This is a genomic window from Saccharopolyspora phatthalungensis (assembly GCF_014203395.1).
Taxonomy (GTDB): Bacteria; Actinomycetota; Actinomycetes; order Mycobacteriales; family Pseudonocardiaceae; genus Saccharopolyspora; species Saccharopolyspora phatthalungensis.
In genome coordinates, this window is the sequence record NZ_JACHIW010000001.1 from 1,340,607 (window position 1) to 1,360,615 (window position 20,009).

Sequence of the window (20,009 nt, forward strand, 5' to 3'; positions counted from 1 at the left end):
CGACGACGTCCGCTCCCAGATCGACACCGTCATCCGCGAACAGGAGAAATCCGCACGACTGTTGCATAAGCAACTATCCGGTCAGCTCGCCGAACTCGATGCCCAGGAGAAAAACTTGATCGACTTGGCCGCCGACGGCACCTTGCCGCAAACCAAGGTCAAAGCCAAGCTGCGCGACATCGAACGCCAGCGCAAACACCTCACCGGCCGCCTGGACACCGCCAGCGCCGACCTCACCGACAGCGCCCGGCTCATCGAGGCCAGCCTCCAACTCCTCGAAAACCCCCACGAGCTGTACCGGCGCTGCACCGAGCAGCAACGCCGCCTGCTCAACCAGGCGATCTTCCACGGCCTCTACATCGAAGACGAGGAGATCACCCACGGCGACCTCCGTGAGCCCTTCGGGCAGCTCCACGCCCTCCAGAACACGCGAGCCGTCGGGCAATACAGCGACGAGGACACACCGGCCATCCCACAGCCCCGGAACAGCAAAAAGGCCACCCGCAAAGCGGGTGGCCCATCCTCCCTATTCGGGGTTGAGATCCTGCTCCAAGACCTCAACGTGTGCATGGGTTCTAATAACAACCCTAACGTGGAGCTGAGGGGAATCGAACCCCTGACCTTCTCGATGCGAACGAGACGCGCTACCAACTGCGCTACAGCCCCTTGTTGAGTGCTGACGAAACCTTAGCAAGCCTCGAAATCAGCACTCGCGGCACCCCCCTGTTCGGGCGCTGCGGGCTATTCGCCGGAGGCTCGACGGTAGGGCTCCCAGGTACGTTCGTCCAGCTCATCGAACATGGGGTCCTCGTCGTCGATCTCCACGCGGACGGCCTGCGGGGCCGGCCGGCGGTCGCCGGGTCGCCGGGTTTCGCCGACGTGGTCGAGGTCTTCGTCGTACTCGTCCACCGGCTGGTCGCCCGCGCCGACTTCGTCGTACTCGTCGTACTGTTCGTACTCGTCGCGCTCGCCGGACATCCGGGCCAGCCGTCGGCTGCGGATGTCATCTTCGATGTGGACCTGCCGACGCAGGTACGCGAGGTAACCCACGATCACCAGGTCTGTGATGCCGTGCGCCCACCACAGGACCGGCCACATCAGACCGGCCAGCAGCGCCGTGGTCACCGCCACGAGCAGCATGACGAGCACGATGCGCTGCCGCCGGGCGTATTTGGCACGCGCTGCCAACGCGGCGGCTTCCGGGTCGAAGCCGCCGCGGCCCGGCCGGTAGCGGCGCCCGGCGCGGGCGTCGTCGCTGTGCACTCTTCGCCACGAACCGTCGGCCTCTTGTTCTTCGACCACGTCGTCCCGGTCGGTGTCAGGCATCCCGAACGCCTCCTCCACCCTGTCGGTTGTCTCGGCTCCGGGCGTCGCCGGTCGCCGACCGCTGCCGCGCCGAACCACTCGCGCGGCGAGCGCGGAATCGGTGGTCTTGGACACTTCTTGGCGGCGGCGTGCGAACATCGGAACCAGTACCACCAGCCACGCCGCTGCCAGTGCAGCGAAGATCAATGAGCTGGGCATGCCTCGCCACCTCCCCCTGGCCACCGGCAGCACACAAGTCTGCGATCGCCACGCTAACCACATCAGTCACTTCTGTCTCGGAGCCACGCCGAGCCGCATTGGTTCCCCAATGTCAAGGAAATCGCACGTTCAGAGCAGTCCGAGGCAACATCGGCGCCGGAATGTCCGTCTCCGCACCGCCGAACGCCGCGCGTGATTCAGCCAAACAGCCCAACTTCGCAGCGGTCGGCCTAAGGCCGATGAGGGCCGTTCATGATCAAGATCTCGGGGTCATGGCCGGCTGGCGCCGCCGGCCCGGATCAGTCTGGTCACCGCGCCGTCCGGGATGTCCTCGACGGTCAGCGCGTAGGCGTAGTGGTCCCGCCAGGCACCGGCCACGTCCAGGTATCGGTGGAACAGCCCCTCGCGGCGGAACCCGGACTTCTCCAGCACCCGCACGCTCGGCTGGTTCTCCGGTCGCACGGTCGCCTCCAGCCGGTGCAGCCCCACCGGGCCGAAGCACTGGTCGACCGCCAGCGCCACGGCGGCCGTGGCGACCCCGCCGCCGGCGAACCGCGAAGCCACCCAGTAGCCGATCCAGCCGGAGCGCAGCGCGCCGCGCACGATGTTGCCGATGGTCAACTGTCCGGCGAACTCGCGGTCGACGGTGATCGTGAACGGCAGCGCCTGGCCGCGACGGGCCATGCCGCGCAGCGCACTCCATTGCGCGGGCCAGGCCATCAGCGCGTTGCGCTCTTGCCAGCCGCCGACCGCCGTGGGTTCCCATTCCTGTAGGTAAACCCGGTCTTGCAGCCGAGTCCGGCTCCAGGCCGAGCCGTCGCGCAGCCGGGGCGGGCGCAACGCCACGGCGCCGCGCGCGGTGATCAGCGGCCCGAGGCGCACCGGCCAGCCGGGGTGGCGGCCGATCGGGAACCCATCAGCGTCGGTGGGCTGCATCGGCGGCTCAGGCGCGCTGCGAGAGGAACCGGACCTGCACTTGCTCTCCCGCGCCAACCTCGGTGGTGTCCTCGTCGAGGACGACCAGGCAGTTCGCCTCGGCCAGCGACGCGAGCAGGTGCGATCCCGAGGTGCCCAGCGGTTGCACCAGGTACGAGCCGTTCTTCGGGTCGCGCAGTAACTGGCCACGGTGGAAACCGCGGCGTCCTTGGGTGGAGGTGATCGGCGAGAGCAGTTCGGCCGACACGCTGCGCCGGTGCGGGTTGAGCTTGCCCAGCGCGGCGCGGACCAGCGGCCGGACCAGCACCTCGAAGACCACCAGCGCGCTCACCGGGTTGCCGGGCAGCACGAAGGTGGGGATCTCGTCCGGGCCGAGCCGCCCGAATCCCTGCACCGAGCCGGGCTGCATGGCCACCCGGGTCACGTCGAGCTCACCCAGGTCGGCCAGGGACGCGCGGACCTCGTTGCCCGCCGCACCGCCGGCGCCACCCGCGATCACCACGATCTCGGATAGCAGCAGCCGCCCTTCGACGATCTCGTGCAGCCGTCGCGGGTCGCTGTTGGCGATGCCAACGCGGGCGACCTCGGCCCCGGCGTCCCGCGCGGCGGCGGCCAGCGCGTAGGAGTTGACGTCGTAGACCTGGCCCTGCCCGGGCGTGCGGTCGACGTCCACCAGTTCGTCGCCCACCGAGATCACCGACACCCGCGGCCGCGGGTGCACGAGCACCTTGTTGCGGCCCACCGCCGCCAGCAATCCGACCTGAGCCGCGCCGATCGGTGACCCGCGACGCACCGCGACGTCGCCGGTCTGCACGTCCTCGCCGGTGCGACGGACGAACGCCGCCGACGGCACCGGTCGCCGCACGGTGACCTTGGCGGGATGCTCGTCGGTGTATTCAAGCGGCACCACCGCATCGGCGAGCGTCGGCAGCGGCGCACCGGTGGCGACCCGCACCGCCTGACCCGGCTGCAACCGGCGCGGCTGCCGCGAACCGACGGGGATCTCTCCGACTACCGGCAGCACGGTCGACTCGTCGGCAGCCGTCTGCACGTCGACGCTGCGCACCGCGTAACCGTCCACTGCGGCCTGATCGAATCCGGGCAGCGCCTGCTCGGCGACCACCTCTTCGGCACACAACAGGCCCTGCGCCTCGGAGATCGCCACCCGGACCGGCGCGGGCCGGACGGCGGCCGCCAGTACGCGCGCGAGCTGCTCGTCCACTGACCTCATGGCTGTCGACCTCTTCCCGCGTGCCCTAGCCGTGGCCTGGCATGACGCGGCCCTAGCTTCTGCTCATCCGCTCGACGAGCCAGTCCCGCAGGTCCGGCCCGTACTCGGGATCCTCCAGCGCGAAGTCCACCGCAGCTTTGAGGAAACCGCCAGGATTTCCCAAGTCGTGTCGCCCACCGTGATGGACCACGACGTGCACCGGGTGTTCTTCGGAGATCAGCAACGCTACGGCATCGGTGAGCTGAAGTTCACCTCCGGCACCGGGCTCGATGCGCCTGAGCGCGTCGAAGACCGCCCGATCCAGCAGATAGCGGCCGACCGCGGCCAGGGTGGACGGGGCCTGGTCGGGTGCGGGCTTCTCGACCATGCCACGGACCCGCTTGACATCGTCGGCGTCGGTGTCGGTGACGTCGAAGCTGCCGTAGGCGGAAATCTGCTCGCGCGGCACGTCGAACGCGCACAGCACGCTGCCGCCGTAGCGGGCGCGCACCTCGCCCATCCGCTTGAGCACGCCGCGCGGCAGCACCAGGTCGTCGGGCAGCAGCACCGCGACCGCGTCGTCGGCATCGGTCAGATTCGGTTCCGCACAACTCACGGCGTGGCCCAGCCCGAGGGCCTGTTCCTGCAGGGCGGCCTCCGCGGCGATCAGCGCGGGTCCGCGGCGGACCTTATCGAGCAATTCGTCCTTGCCGCGGGCCTTGAGAGTCTGTTCGAGCTCGGGTTGCGGCCGGAAGTACTCGGTCACCGCCTGCTTGTCCGGCGAGGTCACGATGACCAGGCGCTGCGCACCCGCTTCGGCCGCTTCGGCGGCCACCAGTTCGATCCCGGGGGTGTCGACGACCGGTAGCAACTCCTTGGGCACCGCCTTCGTGGTCGGCAGGAACCGGGTTCCCAGGCCGGCGGCGGGGACGATGGCGGTCCGGAACGCTGTGGGCGTGCTCGTCGGGCTGCTCATGGCCAGGGAGCCTATCGGGAATCCCTAAAGTGGAGCTGTGAGCTCACTGGACGAATCGAGTACGACCAAATCCGAGTGGCGTCGCATGTTGCTGGAGCAGCGCCGGGCGGTTGACGAGGACACCCGGGCAACCGAGGACGAGGCGCTGCAGCAGGCGCTGTTGCGCTGGCTCGACGGCCGCCCGGTGCGGACGGTGGCGGCGTACGTCCCGGTGGGCGGCGAGCCGGGCTCGCCGGGCTTACTCGACGCGCTGCGCGACGCGGGGCTGCGGGTGCTGCTGCCGATCGTGGTCCGGGGCAGGCCGCTGGAGTGGGCGGACTACACCGGACCGGGCTCGCTGCGCTCCGCCGGGTTCGGTCTGCTGGAACCCGCCGGTGATCGGCTGGGACCGACCACCATCGGCGCGGCCGACGCGGTGCTGGTGCCCGCGCTGGCCGTGGACCACCAGGGGGTTCGCCTGGGGCGCGGGGCCGGGTATTACGACAGATCGCTGCCGATGGCCGCGCCGAGCGCGCCGCGGATCGGCATCGTCCGTGACGGCGAGTTCGTCGTCGAGCTGCCCGGGGAGGCGCACGACGTGCGGATGACCGGTGTGCTGACACCACGGCGCGGGGTCGTGGCGCTACCGGTGTGACATAAGAGTGTTTGCACTGGGCACCCGGTGTGACGCATTATCGGATTTAGCACTCCTGCTGTTAGAGTGCCAAGACTAGATGTCGGAGGTTCACGGCCGTGCCCACATACCAGTACGCCTGCACCGAATGTGATCACCGGTTCGAGGCGGTGCAGTCGTTCAGTGAGGACTCGCTCACCGATTGCCCGCAGTGCACCGGCCGGCTCCGCAAGTTGTTCAACGCCGTGGGCATCGTGTTCAAGGGCAGCGGCTTCTACCGCACCGACAACCGGTCGTCGAACTCGTCCTCCAGCTCGACCAGCGGCAACACGTCCTCTTCATCGAGCAGCAACGGCAACGGCAGTTCGTCGTCCGAGTCGAGCTCGTCGTCTTCGAGCAGCAGTTCCTCGACCGCCACGGCCGCCGCTTCCTGATCTGGCGAACCGGACAACGCCCCGGCCGCGACTGCCGCGGTCGGCGGTTTAGTGTGCGCGGCGAGTAATCTCCTCCGGCCATGGCAGACCATCCGAGTGAGCCGAGTTGTCCACAGTTGACCGGTCTATCCACAGATTTCCGCCGCCCCCTCCCCTTCCCGCCGGAAGCTCCCTAGTTTCGGAGGTCGTCGACTGCTGCGACCGGGGAGTGGATCATGGCACCGAAAGATCGTCTCGACTCGACGGCGCGCGACCGCATCAGCGCGCTTTTCCTTGCCAAGCGGGGTTTTCGCCTGCACGTGCTGCGAAGGCTGACCGCCGCCGCGCTGCTGCTGCTCGCCGCTGGACTCGCTTTGCAGCCACGCCACGGGCCACCGGATAAGCGCGTCGCCGTCTTGGTCGCCGCCCGCGACCTCCCGCCCGGCCGGGTCCTGTCGAAGGCGGACCTGGCGCGCCGTGAGCTGCCCGCGGACCTCGTGCCGGACGGCGCGTTGCGCGACATCGCAGCGGCCGAGGGCCGGGTGCTCGGCGCTGCCTCGCGCAGTGGCGAACCGTTGACCGACGTCCGGTTCAACGGCCCGGTGGTGGCCTCGGGCCGCGCCGGCACGGCATCCGCACCGGTCCGGCTCGCCGACCCCGAGGTGGCCGATTTCCTGGTCCCCGGCAGACGCGTGGACATCGTCACAACGATCACTCGATCGGGTCATGCTTCGGTGCTCGCCGAGGACGTCCCGGTGGTCGCGGTCCAGCCCGCGCACGGCAGTCGCGACCAGGGCAGACTCATTTTCGTCGGGCTCCCCGAAGGGCCCGCGGCGGCGGTGGCCGCGGCATCCGTGGCCCAGCCGGTGACCATTACGCTCCGCTGAGTACGCGTCGCGCCGGTCCCCATCGATTCGGTGCATCACCGTCCGGGTTTCGTCCGGATCACCATGTTTGGAGAGGAGCTTCCAGCGTGCTCAAGGGCTTCAAGGACTTCCTGATGCGCGGCAACGTGATCGACCTGGCCGTCGCGGTGGTCGTCGGTAGCGCGTTCACCGCGTTGGTCACGGCGTTCACCACGAGCATCATCAAGCCGATCATCGCCGCCACCGGAGGTGGCAACGTCACCGGCCTGAGCATCCAGCTACGCGCAGGCAACATTGCCTCGATCATCGACTTCGCCGCGGTGATCAACTCCGTGATCACGTTCTTCATCACGGCGGCGGTCGTCTACTTCCTGTTCGTGGTGCCGATGAAGAAGATCTCGGAGCGTCGTAAGAAGGGCGACGAGGAAGGCCAGTCCGAGCCGACCGATGTCGAACTGCTGCTGGAGATCCGCGACCTGCTGCGCCGCGAGCAGGGCCTCCCGGCAGTCAAGGGACTGGCTGCCGAGGACGAGAAGGCGAGCGTCTCGGGCAACGGCCAGCAGAAGTAACCGCGCCGCAGCGACGCACCCGTGTTGAGCGGGTGCGCCCCCGCAAGGGGCCGAACCTCAGCGCGCGTCGTGATGCGGTGGCCGGTTCTCCCGGTACCAGCGTTCGTCGTCGCCGCCGGTGGTTCGGTCCGCACGGTCGTCGGAAGTGGCTTCCGGCAGGACGTCGCCGAAGATTTCGGCGAGCTTGCGTCGCCGCTCCCGCTCGGCGCGTTCGGAGGTCTTACCGGGGTCGTTCTCGGTCACACCGCCATGGTCCCCCCGCCGCGAGCGGACCAAAGCACCGCCGACCATCCGTGTGATGTCAGATACAGTGAAGGCTGTTGCAGGGAAATGCCGCGGGGGCGGCGCCGAGCGTGGCTCACCGGGCGTCGATGCCACGGGAGGCAAGAGATGAGTTTCCTGGATAGGGCCAAGGAACTGGCAAATCAGGCCAAGGGCAAGGCCGAAGAACTCGCCGAGAAGGCGGGCCCGAGCGCGGCGAAGGGACTCGACGCCGCAAAGTCGAGCCTGGACAAGGCCACCGGCGGCAAGTACCACGACAAGATCGAGACGGTCAGCCACAAGGTCGAGGGCATGATCAAGCGCGACCACCACGACGGCCAGCCACCGAAGGGCCCGGAGGACAAGGGCCCCGAGGACAAGGGCGGTCCCACCGAACCCGGCACCGGCCCGAAAACCCCCTGACACCAACCCAAAGCACGGGAAACAACGCGGTGGCGGCTCCCCGCGGGAGCCGCCACCGTTCAGGTGGGGTCAGGCCGGTTCCAGCCCGGACAGTTGTTCGATCACGTGGGCCACCAGCGGCGTCAGGGTGGCCATGCCGTCCCGGACCGAGGCTCGGGAACCCGCCAGATTCACCACCAGCGTGCTGCCGGAGACCCCGACCAGACCGCGCGACACACCCGCCTCGACGGCGCCCGCCGCCAGGCCCGAGGCCCGAAGCGCTTCCGCGATGCCCGGGACCGGGCGGTCCAGCACTCCTGCCGTCGCATCCGGCGTGACGTCCCGCGGCGACACCCCGGTGCCGCCGACGGTGATCACCACGTCCACCCCGCCGATCACTGCGGTGTTCAGCGCGTTGCGGATGTCCACTGTTTCCCCGGCCACCGCGACGGTCCCGTCGACGATGAAACCGGCCTCCTCCAACAACTCGGTCACCAGCGGACCGATGTTGTCTTCCTGCTCGCCCTGGGCGACCCGGTCGTCCACCACGACCACGAGGGCCCGCCCCAACCGCTGCGCGCTGCGTTCCATGCCGGTAACCGTAGTGCCAAGGAGCGTCCGGGTCAGGTCCGGTGAGCCGGTGAGATCGACCAGCCGACGAGCCCGATGTGGCACCACAGTGCCTCGTTTGTCGGACATGTTCCTCCCAGTGATGGTGGTGTGCGGTCTCATCGCGCACTGGTCTATCAGCGGAAATCTCAGCTGCCACATCGGTGTTGCCACATCGGTACGGACACACGGCCCCCGGCTCTCGCGCATGCCGGGGGCCGACGACCGCGCCGGGCAGCGCGGAGGGGGCAGGGCGGCCCGGCACGGTCGACGCGGTACGCGGCCGGACGGCCCGGCCGCGCGTTCACCTCACCCCTTCTGACCGGTCAGGGTGGCATCAGCGGTGCGATCCCCGCCGGACCCGGTGATGGTGATCCGCACCCGATCCCCGGGGGCGTGCGAGCGGACCGCAGCTACCAGGGCATCGGCGTCCATGATCGATCGATCGTCCATTTTGGTGATCACATCGCCGGAGCGGATCCCGGCCTGTTCGGCGGGTCCACCGGGCACCACATCGCGGACCTGCGCCCCCGCCTGCTGCGCGTTGCCGATCGTGACGCCCAGGGTCGTCTGGGTGGCCGAACCGGTGTCTTTCAACTCGGTGGCGATGCGCCGGGCCTGGTCGACCGGGATCGCGAAGCCGAGCCCGACCGAGCCGGCTTGCTCCTGACCCGAGCCGGGGCTGTAGATCGCGGAGTTGATGCCCACCACGTTGCCGTCCATGTCCACCAGCGGCCCGCCGGAGTTCCCGGGGTTGATCGCGGCGTCGGTCTGCAACGCGTCGAGCACGGATTCCTGGCTGCCTGACTCGCCGCCGGCCCGCACCGGCCGGTCCTTGGCGCTGATGATGCCGCTGGTCACGGTGCCGGAGAGGCCGAACGGCGAACCGATTGCCACCACCGCGGCGCCGACCGGCAGGTCGTCGCTGCGGCCTAGGTCGGCCGGGGTGAGCCCGGTGACATCGGCCTTGACCACCGCGAGGTCGGACTTCGGGTCGGTGCCGACGATCCGCACCGGCGCCGAGCGGTTGTCCTGGAACTGCGCGGTGACCTGACCACGACCTTGGCCGCCACCGTCGACAACGTGGTTGTTGGTGAGGATGTAGCCGTCGCTGCTGAGGATGATTCCGGAACCCTCACCGGCGCCGCGCCCGGTCACCACCTGCAGTTGCACGACGCTGGGCAGCACCTTCTCGGCAACCTGCTGCACCGAGCCCTGCGGCGCGGTGCTCGCGCTGCGCGCGGGGCGCGGTTGTTCCAGGGAAGTCACGGCACCCTTGTCGCCGCCGAGCTGGTATCCGACGTACCCGCCGACGCCGCCGCCGAGGAGTCCCGCCGCCAGAGCGAGCACCGCCGCCCCGGCGATCAGCCCGGTGTGCCGGTTCCGATGCTGCTGCATCGGGGCCATCGCCGTGTAGCCGCCGCCCGAGGGCCAGGATTGCGACTGAAACTGCTGGGTCGAATGCGGTGGTTGTGACTGGAAGGCCTGCTGGTGGGCCGACTGCTGATAGGTCGGCTGCTGATAAGCCGACTGCTCGTAATGCTGCTGCTGGTCCGGCTGTTGCTGCGGCACCCCGGCTGGTGGCATGTCGCCGGCGCCCGCGGCAGGCCCGTCCGCCTGCGGCTTCGGTTCGTCCGGCCGTTCGCCGTAGGAGCCCGGGGTGTGATCGGTCATGACTCCACTCTGCGCCAGTCGGCTGAGAAGTGCCTGAGACCAGACTGTGGAGCAGCCTGATAACGCCGCCAAGTGGCGAGGATCACCGCAACCTCGCGGCGATCTGCTCCGGCGTGACGTCGTTGATCCACACCGCCATGCCGGACTCCGAGCCGGCAAGGTACTTCAGCTTGTCCGCCGAGCGCAGCACCGAGAAGACCTCCAGGTGCAGCCAGGAAAGCTCCCGGTCGGCGCGCACCGGAGCCTGGTGCCAGGCCGCGATGTAGGGCAGCGGGCGGTCGTAGAGGCCGTCGAGGCGGCGCAGAACGTCCAGGTACGTCACCGCGAAGTCATCGCGTTCGGCGTCGGTGAGCGCCACGATGTCCGGCACCTGGCGGTGCGGCACCAGGTGCACCTCGACCGGCCAGCGCGCGGCGGCGGGCACGAAGGCGGTCCAGTGATCGGACTCCACGATCACCCGGTCCCCGGCGGCGCGCTCGGCATTGAGCACGTCGCCCTGCACGTGCCGACCGTGCTGCGCCAGGTACTTCTCGGCTACCTGCAACATCTTCTCGGTCTTCGGCGTGATGAACGGGTAGCCGTAGATCTGGCCGTGCGGGTGGTGCAGCGTGACGCCGATCTCCTCACCGCGGTTCTCGAAGCAGAAAACCTGCTCCACACCGGGTGTTTCAGCGAGCGCGGCGGTCCGGTCGGCCCAGACGTCCACCACGGTGCGCACCTGGGCGGGGCTGAGCTTGCCGAACGAGGAGTCGTGGTCGGAGGTGAAGCACACCACCTCGCAGCGGCCCCGCGCGGGCGCGGACGGCACCATCGGCATGCCCTCCACAGTGGACTCGCCGCCGGGGATTCCTTGTGCGAACGACGGGAACTGGTTCTCGAACACGACGACGTCGTAGTCCGATTCCGGGATCTCGGTGGGCCGCCCGGGGCTGCTCGGGCACAGCGGGCAGAGTTCGGCCGGCGGCTTGTAGGTCCGCGACTGCCGGTGCGCGGCGATCGCCACCCATTCCCCGGTCAGCGGGTCCCGCCGCATTTCCGACGCCGGGGCCTGCGGGGGCAGGTCCCGGGTGTCCGCGGCCTCCCGGACCCGCGCCGGATCGGCGTCGAAGTAGATGATCTCGCGGCCATCGGCCAGGCGTCGCGCCGTCCGCTTCACTGCTCCTCCTCTTCCGCATGCTGCTGATCGGCCAGCAGCAGCTCGACGTGCTCGGCCAGCACTTGGCGCGCGTCGGTCGGCAGGCCCTCGTCGCTGATCAGCAGATCGACCTCGGCGAAGTCGACGATCGTGGAGATCCCGACCGTCGACCACTTGGAGCTGTCGGCGACCACGACCAACCGGCCGGCCGCTTCGGCCAGCGCCCGGTTGGTCTCGCTCTCGCTGAGATTCGGGGTGGTGAAGCCCGCTCGCGGCGCCATCCCGTGCACCCCGAGGAACACCAGATCCAGGTGCAGCGAGCGCAGCGACTGCACGGCGACGGGCCCGACCAACGCATCCGAGGGCGTGCGCACCCCGCCGGTGAGCACCACGGTGCGGTCGGTTCGGCCGCGCTGTTGCAGGGCGTCGGCTACCCGCACCGAGTTGGTCACCACCGTCAGATCGTTGACGTCGTCGAGGTGCCGCGCGAGGGTCCAGGTGGTGGTTCCGGCGGACAGGCCGATCGCGGTGCCCGGCCGGACCTGCTCGGCGGCCAGCCGCGCGATCGCTTCCTTCTCGGCGAGCTGGCGTACCGATTTGGCCTCGAAGCCCGGCTCGTCGGTGCTGCGGCCGATCATCGAAGTGGCCCCGCCGTAGACCTTTTCCACCAGGCCGCGCCGGGCCAGCGCGTCGAGGTCGCGGCGGATCGTCATGTCGGACACGCCAAGCCGCAGCACCAGGTCGCCGACCTGGACCGCGCCGGTGCGCCGCACTTCGTCGAGGATCACTTCCTGGCGTTGCTTCGCGAGCACTGCACCCCGTCCCCTCAAACCGCGCGGCGTGTTCGGCTCGTGAGCGAGATTCCCGCTCCTCCGCAAACGATCATGCACGGCCACCAAGCAAACAAGAACCAACACTACCCGAACAAATGACCACGGCGTGCGCGGCTCTCTACCGTGACGTTGGGACTTGCTGTTCATTGCTGTTCGATGTCCTGCGCTCGGCCGGGCAGCGACATGCGCAGCAACGCACCGCCCTCGGGCGCCTCACCGGCCCAGACCGTTCCGCCGTGCCGCTCGGCGACCTGCTTGACGATCGACAGGCCGAGCCCGGAGCCCGGCAGGGTCCGCGCGTCGGAGGAGCGGTAGAAGCGCTCGAAGACGTACGGCCGGTCCGCGGCGGCGATGCCGGGCCCGCCGTCGGCGACCTCCAGCACGGTGTGGTCGGCGTCCTCCGGATGCAGCTCGACCCGCACCCGACCGCCGTCCGGACTCCACTTGGCGGCGTTGTCCAGCAGGTTGAGCACCGCCCGTTCCAGGGCGGTGGCGTCGCCCATCATCACCCACGGCTCAAGGCGGACGTCGAACTCGATGCGCGGCGCCCGGCGCCTTGCCCGGCTCAGCGCCCGCTCCACGACGTCGATGAGGTCCACCGGTTCGTGCACCGCTTGCGGGGTGTCCTCCCTGGCCAGCTCGACGAGGTCGCCGACCAGCGCGGACAGCTCGGTCACCTGGGCCTGGACGTCGGCGAACATCTCCGCGCGGTCCTGCTCGGAGAGTTCCGGTGCGTTCGGCCGGGCCGAGGCCATCAGCAGTTCCAGGTTGGTGCGCAACGAGGTGAGCGGGGTGCGCAGCTCGTGTCCGGCGTCGGCGACCAGCCGCCGCTGCCGTTCCTGCGATTCGGCCAGGGCGCTGAGCATTCCGTTGAAGCTCGCGGTCAGGCGCGCGAGTTCGTCGTCGCCGCCCACCGGGATCGGCCGCAGGTCGCCGGTGAGCGCGACGCGCTCGGTCGCCGCGGTCAGCCGCTGCACCGGCCGCAACCCGGCGCGCGCGACCGCTGTCCCCGCCGCTGCGGCGAGCAGGATCCCGGCGCCGCCCATCACCACCAGCACAACGCTCAGCTGCGCGAGCGTGCGCTGCGTCTGTTGCAGCGACGTGGACATCACCAGCGCGGCGTTCTGCCCGGTCGGCACCGCGACCACACGGCTGTTGGTGCGCTGATCGGTGCGCAGCGAGTCGCGGGTCTCGCCCTTGGCGACCGCCAGTTCCGCGAGACTCATCGGCGGCCGATCGGCCGGACCGACCACGAGGCCGTCCGCGGACAGCACGCTGATCTTGAAGTTCGCCGCGACGAAAAACGCCACCGGCACCTGCTGCAGGTCCGAGGTGCGCACCAGCGGGCCCTCGGCCGCTTCCACCGCGCGCTCGGTCAGGTTGTCGTCAATTTGCTGGTAGAGGCTGTCGCGCACGGTGACGAACGCCGCGACAGACACCAACGCGACCGCGCCCGCCACGCAGATCGCGGCCAGCCAGGTGACCCGGTTGCGCAGCGACACGCGCTGCAACCGACCCTTGGGGCTCGTCTGCTTGTCAAGGTCCGGCGGGGGTGGTGCGGGGATCGTCACGGCGGCGTCTCACGAAGCACGTAGCCGACGCCGCGGACGGTGTGGATCAACCGGGGCTCACCCTCGGCTTCGGTCTTGCGGCGCAGGTATCCGATGTAAACCTCCAGGGCGTTGCCCGAGGTCGGGAAGTCATAACCCCACACGTCCTCCAGCAGTCGGCTGCGGGTCAACACCTGCTTCGGGTGCGCCATCAGCAGCTCCAGCAGGGCGAACTCGGTGCGGGTCAGGCTGATCGGGCGCTCGCCGCGGCGGACCTCGCGGGTGCCGGGGTCCAGTTCCAGGTCGGCGAAGCGCAGCGCGGCCGGCTGCGCGTCCTGGCCGAGATCCGGCGGGCTGGCGCGGCGCAGCAGCGCGCGCAGCCGGGCGAGCAGCTCTTCGAGCGCGAACGGCTTGGGCAGGTAATCGTCGGCGCCCGCGTCGAGCCCGGCGACCCGGTCGGACACCGCGTCGCGCGCGGTGAGCACCAGGATCGGCAGGTCGTCGCCGGTGCTGCGGAGGCGGCGTGCGACCTCCAGGCCGTCCAGGCGGGGCATCATCACGTCGAGCACCATGGCGTCCGGACGGTTGCCGGCCAGGAAGTCCAATGCCTGTTGACCGTCCGCGGCGAGCTCGACCTGGTACCCGTTGAACTGCAACGACCTTCGCAGGGATTCCCGCACGGCACGATCGTCGTCGACGACGAGGATGCGCATGGGCACAGTTTTACTCCTGGCCCTGAGAAGCAGCTGAGAACCTGCCGTGCGTCGCGGGACCGCGTGACGTGGGTCTCCGCTTAGGCATGATCCCGGCGCGCGCCATCACCCTGAGTGACCACGCGCGCCGGAGCTGTCACCGCTGCTGGAAGTGCCGGATGAGCGCGCGCGGCACCAGCTTGCGCTCGCCGTCGACGACGATCGGCACCAGATCCGGTGCCGTCGCCTTCCACTGCGATCGGCGGTGCCGAGTGTTGCTGCGGGACATCTTCCGCTTCGGAACGGCCATGTCGGTCCTTTCGTGGTTGCGTCGAGGTAGTGCGTGGCCTTGGCCGCCCTGCCGCCCTTGCCACCGGCGCTAGAAATCGTGAGTGCTTCGGGATCTAGAAATCGTGAGTGCTTCGGGATTCAGCAGCGCCCCGAAGCACTCACGGCCTGCTGCTCAGCGGGTGCGGTTGCCGTAGCGGCGGCGGAACTTCTCGACCCGCCCCTGGGTGTCGAGCACCCGCTGGTTGCCGGTCCAGAACGGGTGCGAGTACGCGGTCACATCGATCACGATCAGCGGGTATGAGTTGCCGTCCGACCACTCCGTCCGCGCGTCGGAGGTCGCGGTGGAGCGGGTCAGAAAGCGGTCTCCGGTGGTTCGGTCCTGGAACACGACCGGCCGGTACTCGGGATGGATTCCGGGCTTCAAGGGATCTCCTTCGATGTGGGGGGCCGAAAGCGCGAACGCCGACTGGCGGCGGCGTTCGCCCTCACGACCGGTTGCCGCTTTCTCCGGTGGCGTCGGCGGTGCGCTCCGCCGGGTCGTCACCGCACGGGTCGGCGTGCCATTCGCCGAACGGGTCCTCGTAGCTCGCCCACGCGCGTTCGCCCGCAGCGAGCTCGTCGTCGGTGAGCAGGGCTTGACGCAGGGCGCGGACGATGTCCTGCGGATCTGCCTCGTGGGCGATCACGACGAGCTCCTGCATCCGGTCGCCGTAGTAGTCGTCCCAGATCAGCGAGGCCCTGACCTGTCGTTCCGGCGAGACCTCGGCCCACAGGTCCCGCTCCATCGCGGTCAGCCACGGCCCGGCGTGCCCGACGCCGAGTCCGCCGCCGGCGGACTCCAGCCACAGCGCGACGTCCGGCTGGCTGGCGACCCAGACCCGCCCGCGAGTGCGCACCACGCCGTCCAGCAGCACGTCGACCGCCTCGTGCAGCCGTTGCGGGTGGAACGGGCGGCGCTCCTCGAACAGCACCATCGACACCCCGGCATCGGTGTCCAGCGACGGCTGTCCGCGCAGCAGCTGACCCTGCGGCCCGTCGACCGCGCCGCGTCGCGCGCCCGCCGGCACCCTGGCCAGCATCCCGGCAAAGTCCAGTTCGTCGAGGTGCACGCTGGGCGCGGTGGGCGTCAGCCGGGCGATCACGGCCTCGGTGCGCACCCGGTTCCAGCGATCGTCGGCGTGACCAGCGAGCACGATCGCATCGGCGAACTCGACCTGCCCCACCACGACCTGCGCGACGGTGCGCTCATCGTCCGCGCTGCCGCCGAGCCCTCGTTCGACGAGTTCCTCATCGCCGGTCGCATCGGCCAACCAGGTCGCCAGATCGACCGTGGTGACCACGGCCCGAACCTCGATGTCGTCGACCAGCGGACGGCCGTCCACCAGGACGTGCTGTAACGCCCAGCAGATGGTCTCCGGTTCCAGCGCCGGGTCGAGCTGCACGACGATCCGCCGCACATCGGGTGCGGCGGACAACCGGCGCAGCAACGGCAGCATGTCCCCGCGCAGCGTGCAGGAGACGCAACCATGTGCGAGCTCAAGGACCTCGGTGCTTTCGGCCTCGCCGTGGCGGACTAGCCGCCGGACGACGCCCTGGGTGACCTCGCGCAAGTCGTGGTGCACCAGCGCGGTGCCCACCGGGTCTTCCCGCCGCGCCGTTTCGGCGGCCGCCGCGACCTGCTCCGCGCGGATCCCGGCCACCATGATCAGCGGAATCCGCCGGTTCGCGGACGACTCGGTTCCCATCCCCACCTCAATCGACAACGGTTTTCATCTGACGCGACGACACGCTACTCTCGACGGCATCAAAATGAAAATGGATATCATTATCGAGAGGTAGGTCATGTCCATCCGCTGCCAGGTGACCGGGAAGAAACCCGGCTACGGCAACCAGGTCTCCCACTCGAACCACCGCACCCGCCGCCGCTGGTTGCCCAACGTGCAACGGCGTCGCTACTGGCTGCCATCCGAAGGCCGCTGGATCCGGCTGCGCGTGTCGACGAAGGGGATGAAGACGATCGAGAAGCGGGGCATCGACGCCGTGGTGGCCGAGATGCGAGCGCGAGGGGAGCGCATCTGATGGCCAAGAGCACCGACGTCCGCCCGGTGATCAAGCTGCGGTCCACGGCCGGCACCGGCTTCACCTACGTGACCACCAAGAACCGCCGCAATAACCCGGACCGCCTGGTCCTGCGCAAGTACGACCCGGTGGCCCGCAAGCACGTCGAGTTCCGCGAAGAACGGTGATCTGGGGTTTTCCAGACACCTGTTGCTTAGCGGTGCCGTGGATAGCCGCTTGGACTGCGGGATCCCCGACCTGCGTATGACCTCGTTCGTGAGTGGGCGTTCTGGAGCGACCGCGCACGAGCCCTGAGCATGGAAAGGAACGGCCGAGTGGCCAAGAAGTCCAAGATCGCGCGCAACGAACAGCGCCGCGAGATCGTCGCCCGCTACGCGCAGCGACGAGCCGAGTTGAAGGAAATCATCGTCACGCCCGGCAGCAGCCCCGAGCAACGCGTTGCCGCGCAGCGCGAGCTGCAGCGCCAGCCGCGCGACGCAAGCCGAGTCCGGGTGCGCAACCGCGACGCGGTCGACGGGCGTCCGCGCGGCTACTTCCGCAAGTTCGGCGTCTCCCGGGTGCGCCTGCGCGAGCTGGCGCATTCCGGGGAACTGCCCGGTGTGACGAAATCGAGTTGGTAAGCCATGGCCAACACCGATCGGCGCAGCTACCGCCGCAAACCCAACCTGCTGCAACGCGAAGGCGTCGTGGAGGTGGACTGGAAGGACACGGCGCTGCTGCGCAAGTTCCTGTCCGACCGGGGCAAGATCCGGTCGCGCCGCGTCACCGGCCTGACCACGCAGGAGCAGCGCGAGGTCGCAAAGGCGATCAAGAACGCCCGCGAAATGGCCCTCCTCCCCTACCCCTGCAACGGCCGCAAGTGACCGGCTTACCAACGTGAACGGTTGGTGAGGGCGCTGGCAGCCACCAACGCCCTCACCGGCGCCGACCAGGCAAAACCGCACCCGCACCGGGTTGGTCCCAGGAGCCGTCCACAACCGGGTCGAGGTGCCCCGCGCCTCGCAGCCCGCCCCGGCACGGCAGGATGGGCGCGATGACGATCGCCGGACGAGCACCCAAGTTGACCGACTCCGCCCCCGCCGCCGACCTCTACGAGGTGATCAACCGCCGCCGCGACGTGCGCCGGGAGTTCACCGGCGGCGAACTACCCGAATCGGTGCTGCGCCGCGTGCTGACCGCCGCGCACAGCGCGCCCAGCGTCGGCCTGTCCCAGCCGTGGGACTTCGTCCTGGTACGCGACGACGCCACCCGCCGCGCCTTCCGCGAACACGTGCTGGCCGAACGCAGCGTGTTCGCCGCCCAGCTCGACGGGGAACGCGCCGAGACCTTCGCCAAGATCAAGGTCGAGGGCATCGTGGAGTCCTCGCTGTGCATCGCTGTGACCTACGACCCGAACCGCGGCGCGCCCCAGGTGCTCGGCCGCCACGCGATCGCCGACGCGGGCCTGTATTCGGTGTGCTTGGCCATCCAGAACCTGTGGCTGGCCGCGACCGCCGAGGGCCTCGGTGTCGGCTGGGTCAGCTTCTACCGGGAAGAGTTCCTGCGCCGCCTGCTGGGCATTCCGTCCGGGGTTCGCCCGGTGGCATGGTTGTGCGTGGGCCCGGTGCGAACCCTGGCAGACACTCCCGACCTGGAACGACATGGCTGGCGGGAGCGACTGCCATTGGAGAACGTCGTCCATTACGACAAGTACGGTCACGGTCGCACCCGGTAACCTTTAGGCCACGAAACCGCCCCGGCACGCGGTTCAACTACTAGGTGTGCTCCTGCGAGGACGCGGTGCAGCAGGATGATCCGCTGATGGCCGGCCAGCTGCCGACCGAAGACCGCCAGGTGCGGTTGCTGCTGGACTCCGGCCGCTTCGCCGAGGCCGGGGTGGCGTTCGACGAGCTGATCTCGGCCGGGGCGAACGACGTCGACAATCAGTGGAACCGCTCCACGGTGCTGGTGCACCGGGCACTGCTGGCGTGGCGTCTCGGACGCATCCCGCTCGCCTTGGAACTGGTCGCCGAGGGCTGGACCGATCTGGACGTGGACCGCCCCGAAGGCGCGGCGTCCGCGCACACCATCAGCATGCTGGGCTACCTGCTGGAGACGATCGGGCACCGCAGCCCGGCGCTGAACCTGATGGCGCTTTCGGTGCAAATCGCCCGCGACTCCGGCGATCCGGGAACGTTGGCGCACTGCTTGGTGCGGGAAGCCAACGCCCGGGTGTTCCGCGCCGTGACCCACCCGGGCAGGTCCAGCGCGGAGCAGTTCGCGCTGGCCCGCGACCTGTTCGACGAATCGCAGGCGCTGGCCAAACCCGGCCAGGTGAAACGCGCGGCGCTGGCCGGTTTCGCGCGAGCCCTGGCCGGCGTCGGCGACACCGAGGCCGCGGAACGGGTCGGCCAGGAGGCACTGGCGCTGGCCCGAACGGCCGACGACTGGTACACCACATCGATGGCGAACTGGGTGCTGGCGGTGGTGTACCGCGACCGGCACCGGCTGGAGGAGGCGCGAACGTTCGCCAGCCGCGCCCTGGACGGCGCCGAAACGATCCGCGACACCATGCTGATGATGCAGTTCTCCCTCAACCTGGCGGCGATCTGCGAAGCCCTCTCCGATCCGGTCGGTGAAGCCGCTGCACTGCGGCGAACGGTCGCCGCGAGCAGCACGGCGGTGGAGGTGCTGCAGGAGGGCCTGGGCCAGGCATTGGAGCAGCGCCGGGTGGCGGTGCAGGCGCAGCGCATGGCATTGGCCGCCCGAGAAGCCGCGCTGCGGGATCCGCTGACCGGGCTCACCAACCGCCTGGGCCTGGAACGGCGCGCACCCATGCTGCTGGAACGCATCGCCGCGCAAGGCCGGGTGCCGTGGCTGTTGCTGCTGGACGTGGACTGGTTCAAGGACGTCAACGACCTGGCCGGTCACACCGCGGGCGACGTGGTACTCCAGGAGATCGCACACCTGTTGCGCCGCGAATGCCGCGCCGACGACCTGATTTGCCGGTGGGCCGGTGACGAGTTCGTGGTACTGGTGCTCGACGCCCCCGACGAATCCCGCAACCTCGGCCCGATCGTCGCCGAACGGATCCGCGTCGCGGTACACCAGCACGACTGGCGGCTGGTGCTGGGGCGAATCACCAAGGAACCGACGGTGAGCGTCGGTGTGGCGGCGGGCCCGGCGAACCTGGAGCACCTGTTCGTCGCCGCCGATATCGCGCTGTACCGGGCGAAGCGGGCCGGGCGCAACCGCGTGGAGATCGATGGGAACCGGTCGATCGCGGATCGGTCGACCACTGGTTGAGGCGGCAGTTCGGTCGGCAGGTTCGGCCGCAGCTCCTATGGCGCCGTTGAGCGAGCGGGCGAGGCGTATGCCCCCGCTCGATGCGGCGATT

26 protein-coding genes and 1 tRNA gene are annotated in these 20,009 nt (G+C 69.5%); 11 read left to right on the forward strand and 16 right to left on the reverse strand.

Annotated features, from left to right (window positions below; all coding sequences use genetic code 11):
* Window positions 1-73: 73 nt before the first annotated feature.
* The 6 genes from BJ970_RS37645 to BJ970_RS05925 all read right to left on the reverse strand — a co-directional run bounded on the left by BJ970_RS37645 (window position 74) and on the right by BJ970_RS05925 (window position 4,646).
* Window positions 74-415: a hypothetical protein gene (locus tag BJ970_RS37645; protein ID WP_246470733.1), complete on the reverse strand. Its 342-nt coding sequence runs from the start codon at window positions 413-415 to the stop codon at window positions 74-76.
* A 178-nt stretch (window positions 416-593) separates the two neighbouring features.
* Window positions 594-666 (reverse strand) — tRNA-Ala (locus tag BJ970_RS05905).
* A 75-nt stretch (window positions 667-741) separates the two neighbouring features.
* Window positions 742-1,524, reverse strand: a complete 783-nt coding sequence (sepX, locus tag BJ970_RS05910) for a divisome protein SepX/GlpR (RefSeq protein WP_184724770.1) — start codon at window positions 1,522-1,524, stop codon at window positions 742-744.
* Between the two features lie 270 nt (window positions 1,525-1,794).
* Window positions 1,795-2,460 (reverse strand): GNAT family N-acetyltransferase, encoded by a 666-nt coding sequence (locus tag BJ970_RS05915; RefSeq protein WP_184724773.1) that lies wholly within the window; start codon window positions 2,458-2,460, stop codon window positions 1,795-1,797.
* A gap of 7 nt (window positions 2,461-2,467) precedes the next feature.
* Complete coding sequence (gene glp, locus BJ970_RS05920) at window positions 2,468-3,691, reverse strand: molybdotransferase-like divisome protein Glp (protein WP_184724776.1); 1,224 nt, start codon at window positions 3,689-3,691, stop codon at window positions 2,468-2,470.
* A 52-nt stretch (window positions 3,692-3,743) separates the two neighbouring features.
* On the reverse strand, window positions 3,744-4,646 hold the full coding sequence (locus tag BJ970_RS05925) for a UTP--glucose-1-phosphate uridylyltransferase (protein ID WP_184724781.1): 903 nt from the start codon (window positions 4,644-4,646) through the stop codon (window positions 3,744-3,746).
* 37 nt (window positions 4,647-4,683) lie between these two features.
* On the opposite strand from BJ970_RS05925, the gene BJ970_RS05930 reads away from it, so the two are divergent.
* The 4 genes from BJ970_RS05930 to mscL all read left to right on the forward strand — a co-directional run bounded on the left by BJ970_RS05930 (window position 4,684) and on the right by mscL (window position 7,107).
* Window positions 4,684-5,280 carry a 5-formyltetrahydrofolate cyclo-ligase gene (locus BJ970_RS05930; protein WP_184724784.1) on the forward strand — a complete coding sequence of 199 codons (597 nt, stop codon included), beginning with the start codon at window positions 4,684-4,686 and terminating at the stop codon, window positions 5,278-5,280.
* 98 nt (window positions 5,281-5,378) lie between these two features.
* Window positions 5,379-5,693 (forward strand): FmdB family zinc ribbon protein, encoded by a 315-nt coding sequence (locus tag BJ970_RS05935; protein WP_184724787.1) that lies wholly within the window; start codon window positions 5,379-5,381, stop codon window positions 5,691-5,693.
* Between the two features lie 215 nt (window positions 5,694-5,908).
* Window positions 5,909-6,559 (forward strand): SAF domain-containing protein, encoded by a 651-nt coding sequence (locus BJ970_RS05940; protein WP_184724790.1) that lies wholly within the window; start codon window positions 5,909-5,911, stop codon window positions 6,557-6,559.
* 86 nt (window positions 6,560-6,645) lie between these two features.
* The gene (mscL, locus tag BJ970_RS05945) at window positions 6,646-7,107 is read left to right on the forward strand and encodes a large conductance mechanosensitive channel protein MscL (RefSeq protein WP_184724793.1); all 462 of its coding nucleotides are present in this window, start codon (window positions 6,646-6,648) and stop codon (window positions 7,105-7,107) included.
* A 57-nt stretch (window positions 7,108-7,164) separates the two neighbouring features.
* Here the strand turns inward: mscL and BJ970_RS05950 are convergent, their stop codons facing one another.
* Window positions 7,165-7,350, reverse strand: coding sequence for a hypothetical protein (locus BJ970_RS05950; RefSeq protein ID WP_184724796.1), 186 nt, complete (start codon window positions 7,348-7,350; stop codon window positions 7,165-7,167).
* 147 nt (window positions 7,351-7,497) lie between these two features.
* On the opposite strand from BJ970_RS05950, the gene BJ970_RS05955 reads away from it, so the two are divergent.
* Window positions 7,498-7,791 (forward strand): antitoxin, encoded by a 294-nt coding sequence (locus BJ970_RS05955; RefSeq protein ID WP_184724798.1) that lies wholly within the window; start codon window positions 7,498-7,500, stop codon window positions 7,789-7,791.
* Window positions 7,792-7,860: 69 nt separating this feature from the next.
* Here the strand turns inward: BJ970_RS05955 and BJ970_RS05960 are convergent, their stop codons facing one another.
* From BJ970_RS05960 to mrf, 9 genes are all read right to left on the reverse strand, one after another.
* On the reverse strand, window positions 7,861-8,361 hold the full coding sequence (locus BJ970_RS05960; protein ID WP_184728909.1) for a MogA/MoaB family molybdenum cofactor biosynthesis protein: 501 nt from the start codon (window positions 8,359-8,361) through the stop codon (window positions 7,861-7,863).
* Between the two features lie 327 nt (window positions 8,362-8,688).
* Window positions 8,689-10,053 (reverse strand): S1C family serine protease, encoded by a 1,365-nt coding sequence (locus tag BJ970_RS05965; RefSeq protein ID WP_246470735.1) that lies wholly within the window; start codon window positions 10,051-10,053, stop codon window positions 8,689-8,691.
* A gap of 82 nt (window positions 10,054-10,135) precedes the next feature.
* Window positions 10,136-11,209 (reverse strand): galactose-1-phosphate uridylyltransferase, encoded by a 1,074-nt coding sequence (gene galT / locus BJ970_RS05970; RefSeq protein WP_184724801.1) that lies wholly within the window; start codon window positions 11,207-11,209, stop codon window positions 10,136-10,138.
* Window positions 11,206-12,000 (reverse strand): DeoR/GlpR family DNA-binding transcription regulator, encoded by a 795-nt coding sequence (locus tag BJ970_RS05975; protein ID WP_184724804.1) that lies wholly within the window; start codon window positions 11,998-12,000, stop codon window positions 11,206-11,208. Before BJ970_RS05975 ends, galT begins: the two co-directional genes overlap by 4 nt.
* A 164-nt stretch (window positions 12,001-12,164) precedes the next feature.
* Window positions 12,165-13,592, reverse strand: a complete 1,428-nt coding sequence (locus tag BJ970_RS05980; RefSeq protein WP_376774997.1) for a HAMP domain-containing sensor histidine kinase — start codon at window positions 13,590-13,592, stop codon at window positions 12,165-12,167.
* Window positions 13,589-14,284, reverse strand: coding sequence for a response regulator transcription factor (locus tag BJ970_RS05985; RefSeq protein ID WP_221467568.1), 696 nt, complete (start codon window positions 14,282-14,284; stop codon window positions 13,589-13,591). The genes BJ970_RS05980 and BJ970_RS05985 overlap by 4 nt, the downstream gene beginning before the upstream one ends.
* A gap of 136 nt (window positions 14,285-14,420) precedes the next feature.
* Window positions 14,421-14,573: a 50S ribosomal protein L32 gene (rpmF, locus tag BJ970_RS05990; protein WP_132492918.1), complete on the reverse strand. Its 153-nt coding sequence runs from the start codon at window positions 14,571-14,573 to the stop codon at window positions 14,421-14,423.
* A gap of 153 nt (window positions 14,574-14,726) precedes the next feature.
* On the reverse strand, window positions 14,727-14,978 hold the full coding sequence (locus BJ970_RS05995) for a type B 50S ribosomal protein L31 (protein WP_184724812.1): 252 nt from the start codon (window positions 14,976-14,978) through the stop codon (window positions 14,727-14,729).
* A gap of 61 nt (window positions 14,979-15,039) precedes the next feature.
* Window positions 15,040-16,299: a ribosome hibernation factor-recruiting GTPase MRF gene (gene mrf / locus BJ970_RS06000; protein WP_184724815.1), complete on the reverse strand. Its 1,260-nt coding sequence runs from the start codon at window positions 16,297-16,299 to the stop codon at window positions 15,040-15,042.
* 97 nt (window positions 16,300-16,396) lie between these two features.
* On the opposite strand from mrf, the gene rpmB reads away from it, so the two are divergent.
* The 6 genes from rpmB (at window position 16,397) to BJ970_RS06030 (ending at window position 19,918) form a co-directional block, all read left to right on the forward strand.
* A complete protein-coding gene (gene rpmB / locus BJ970_RS06005; protein ID WP_184724819.1) occupies window positions 16,397-16,633 on the forward strand; it encodes a 50S ribosomal protein L28 in 237 nt (78 codons plus the stop codon).
* On the forward strand, window positions 16,633-16,800 hold the full coding sequence (gene rpmG / locus BJ970_RS06010) for a 50S ribosomal protein L33 (protein WP_184724822.1): 168 nt from the start codon (window positions 16,633-16,635) through the stop codon (window positions 16,798-16,800). Before rpmB ends, rpmG begins: the two co-directional genes overlap by 1 nt.
* A gap of 147 nt (window positions 16,801-16,947) precedes the next feature.
* The gene (rpsN, locus tag BJ970_RS06015) at window positions 16,948-17,253 is read left to right on the forward strand and encodes a 30S ribosomal protein S14 (protein WP_184724824.1); all 306 of its coding nucleotides are present in this window, start codon (window positions 16,948-16,950) and stop codon (window positions 17,251-17,253) included.
* A 3-nt stretch (window positions 17,254-17,256) separates the two neighbouring features.
* The gene (rpsR, locus tag BJ970_RS06020) at window positions 17,257-17,496 is read left to right on the forward strand and encodes a 30S ribosomal protein S18 (RefSeq protein WP_184724827.1); all 240 of its coding nucleotides are present in this window, start codon (window positions 17,257-17,259) and stop codon (window positions 17,494-17,496) included.
* 170 nt (window positions 17,497-17,666) lie between these two features.
* Window positions 17,667-18,347 (forward strand): 5,6-dimethylbenzimidazole synthase, encoded by a 681-nt coding sequence (bluB, locus tag BJ970_RS06025; protein WP_184724830.1) that lies wholly within the window; start codon window positions 17,667-17,669, stop codon window positions 18,345-18,347.
* An 86-nt stretch (window positions 18,348-18,433) separates the two neighbouring features.
* Window positions 18,434-19,918: a GGDEF domain-containing protein gene (locus BJ970_RS06030; protein ID WP_184724833.1), complete on the forward strand. Its 1,485-nt coding sequence runs from the start codon at window positions 18,434-18,436 to the stop codon at window positions 19,916-19,918.
* Window positions 19,919-20,009: the final 91 nt, after the last annotated feature.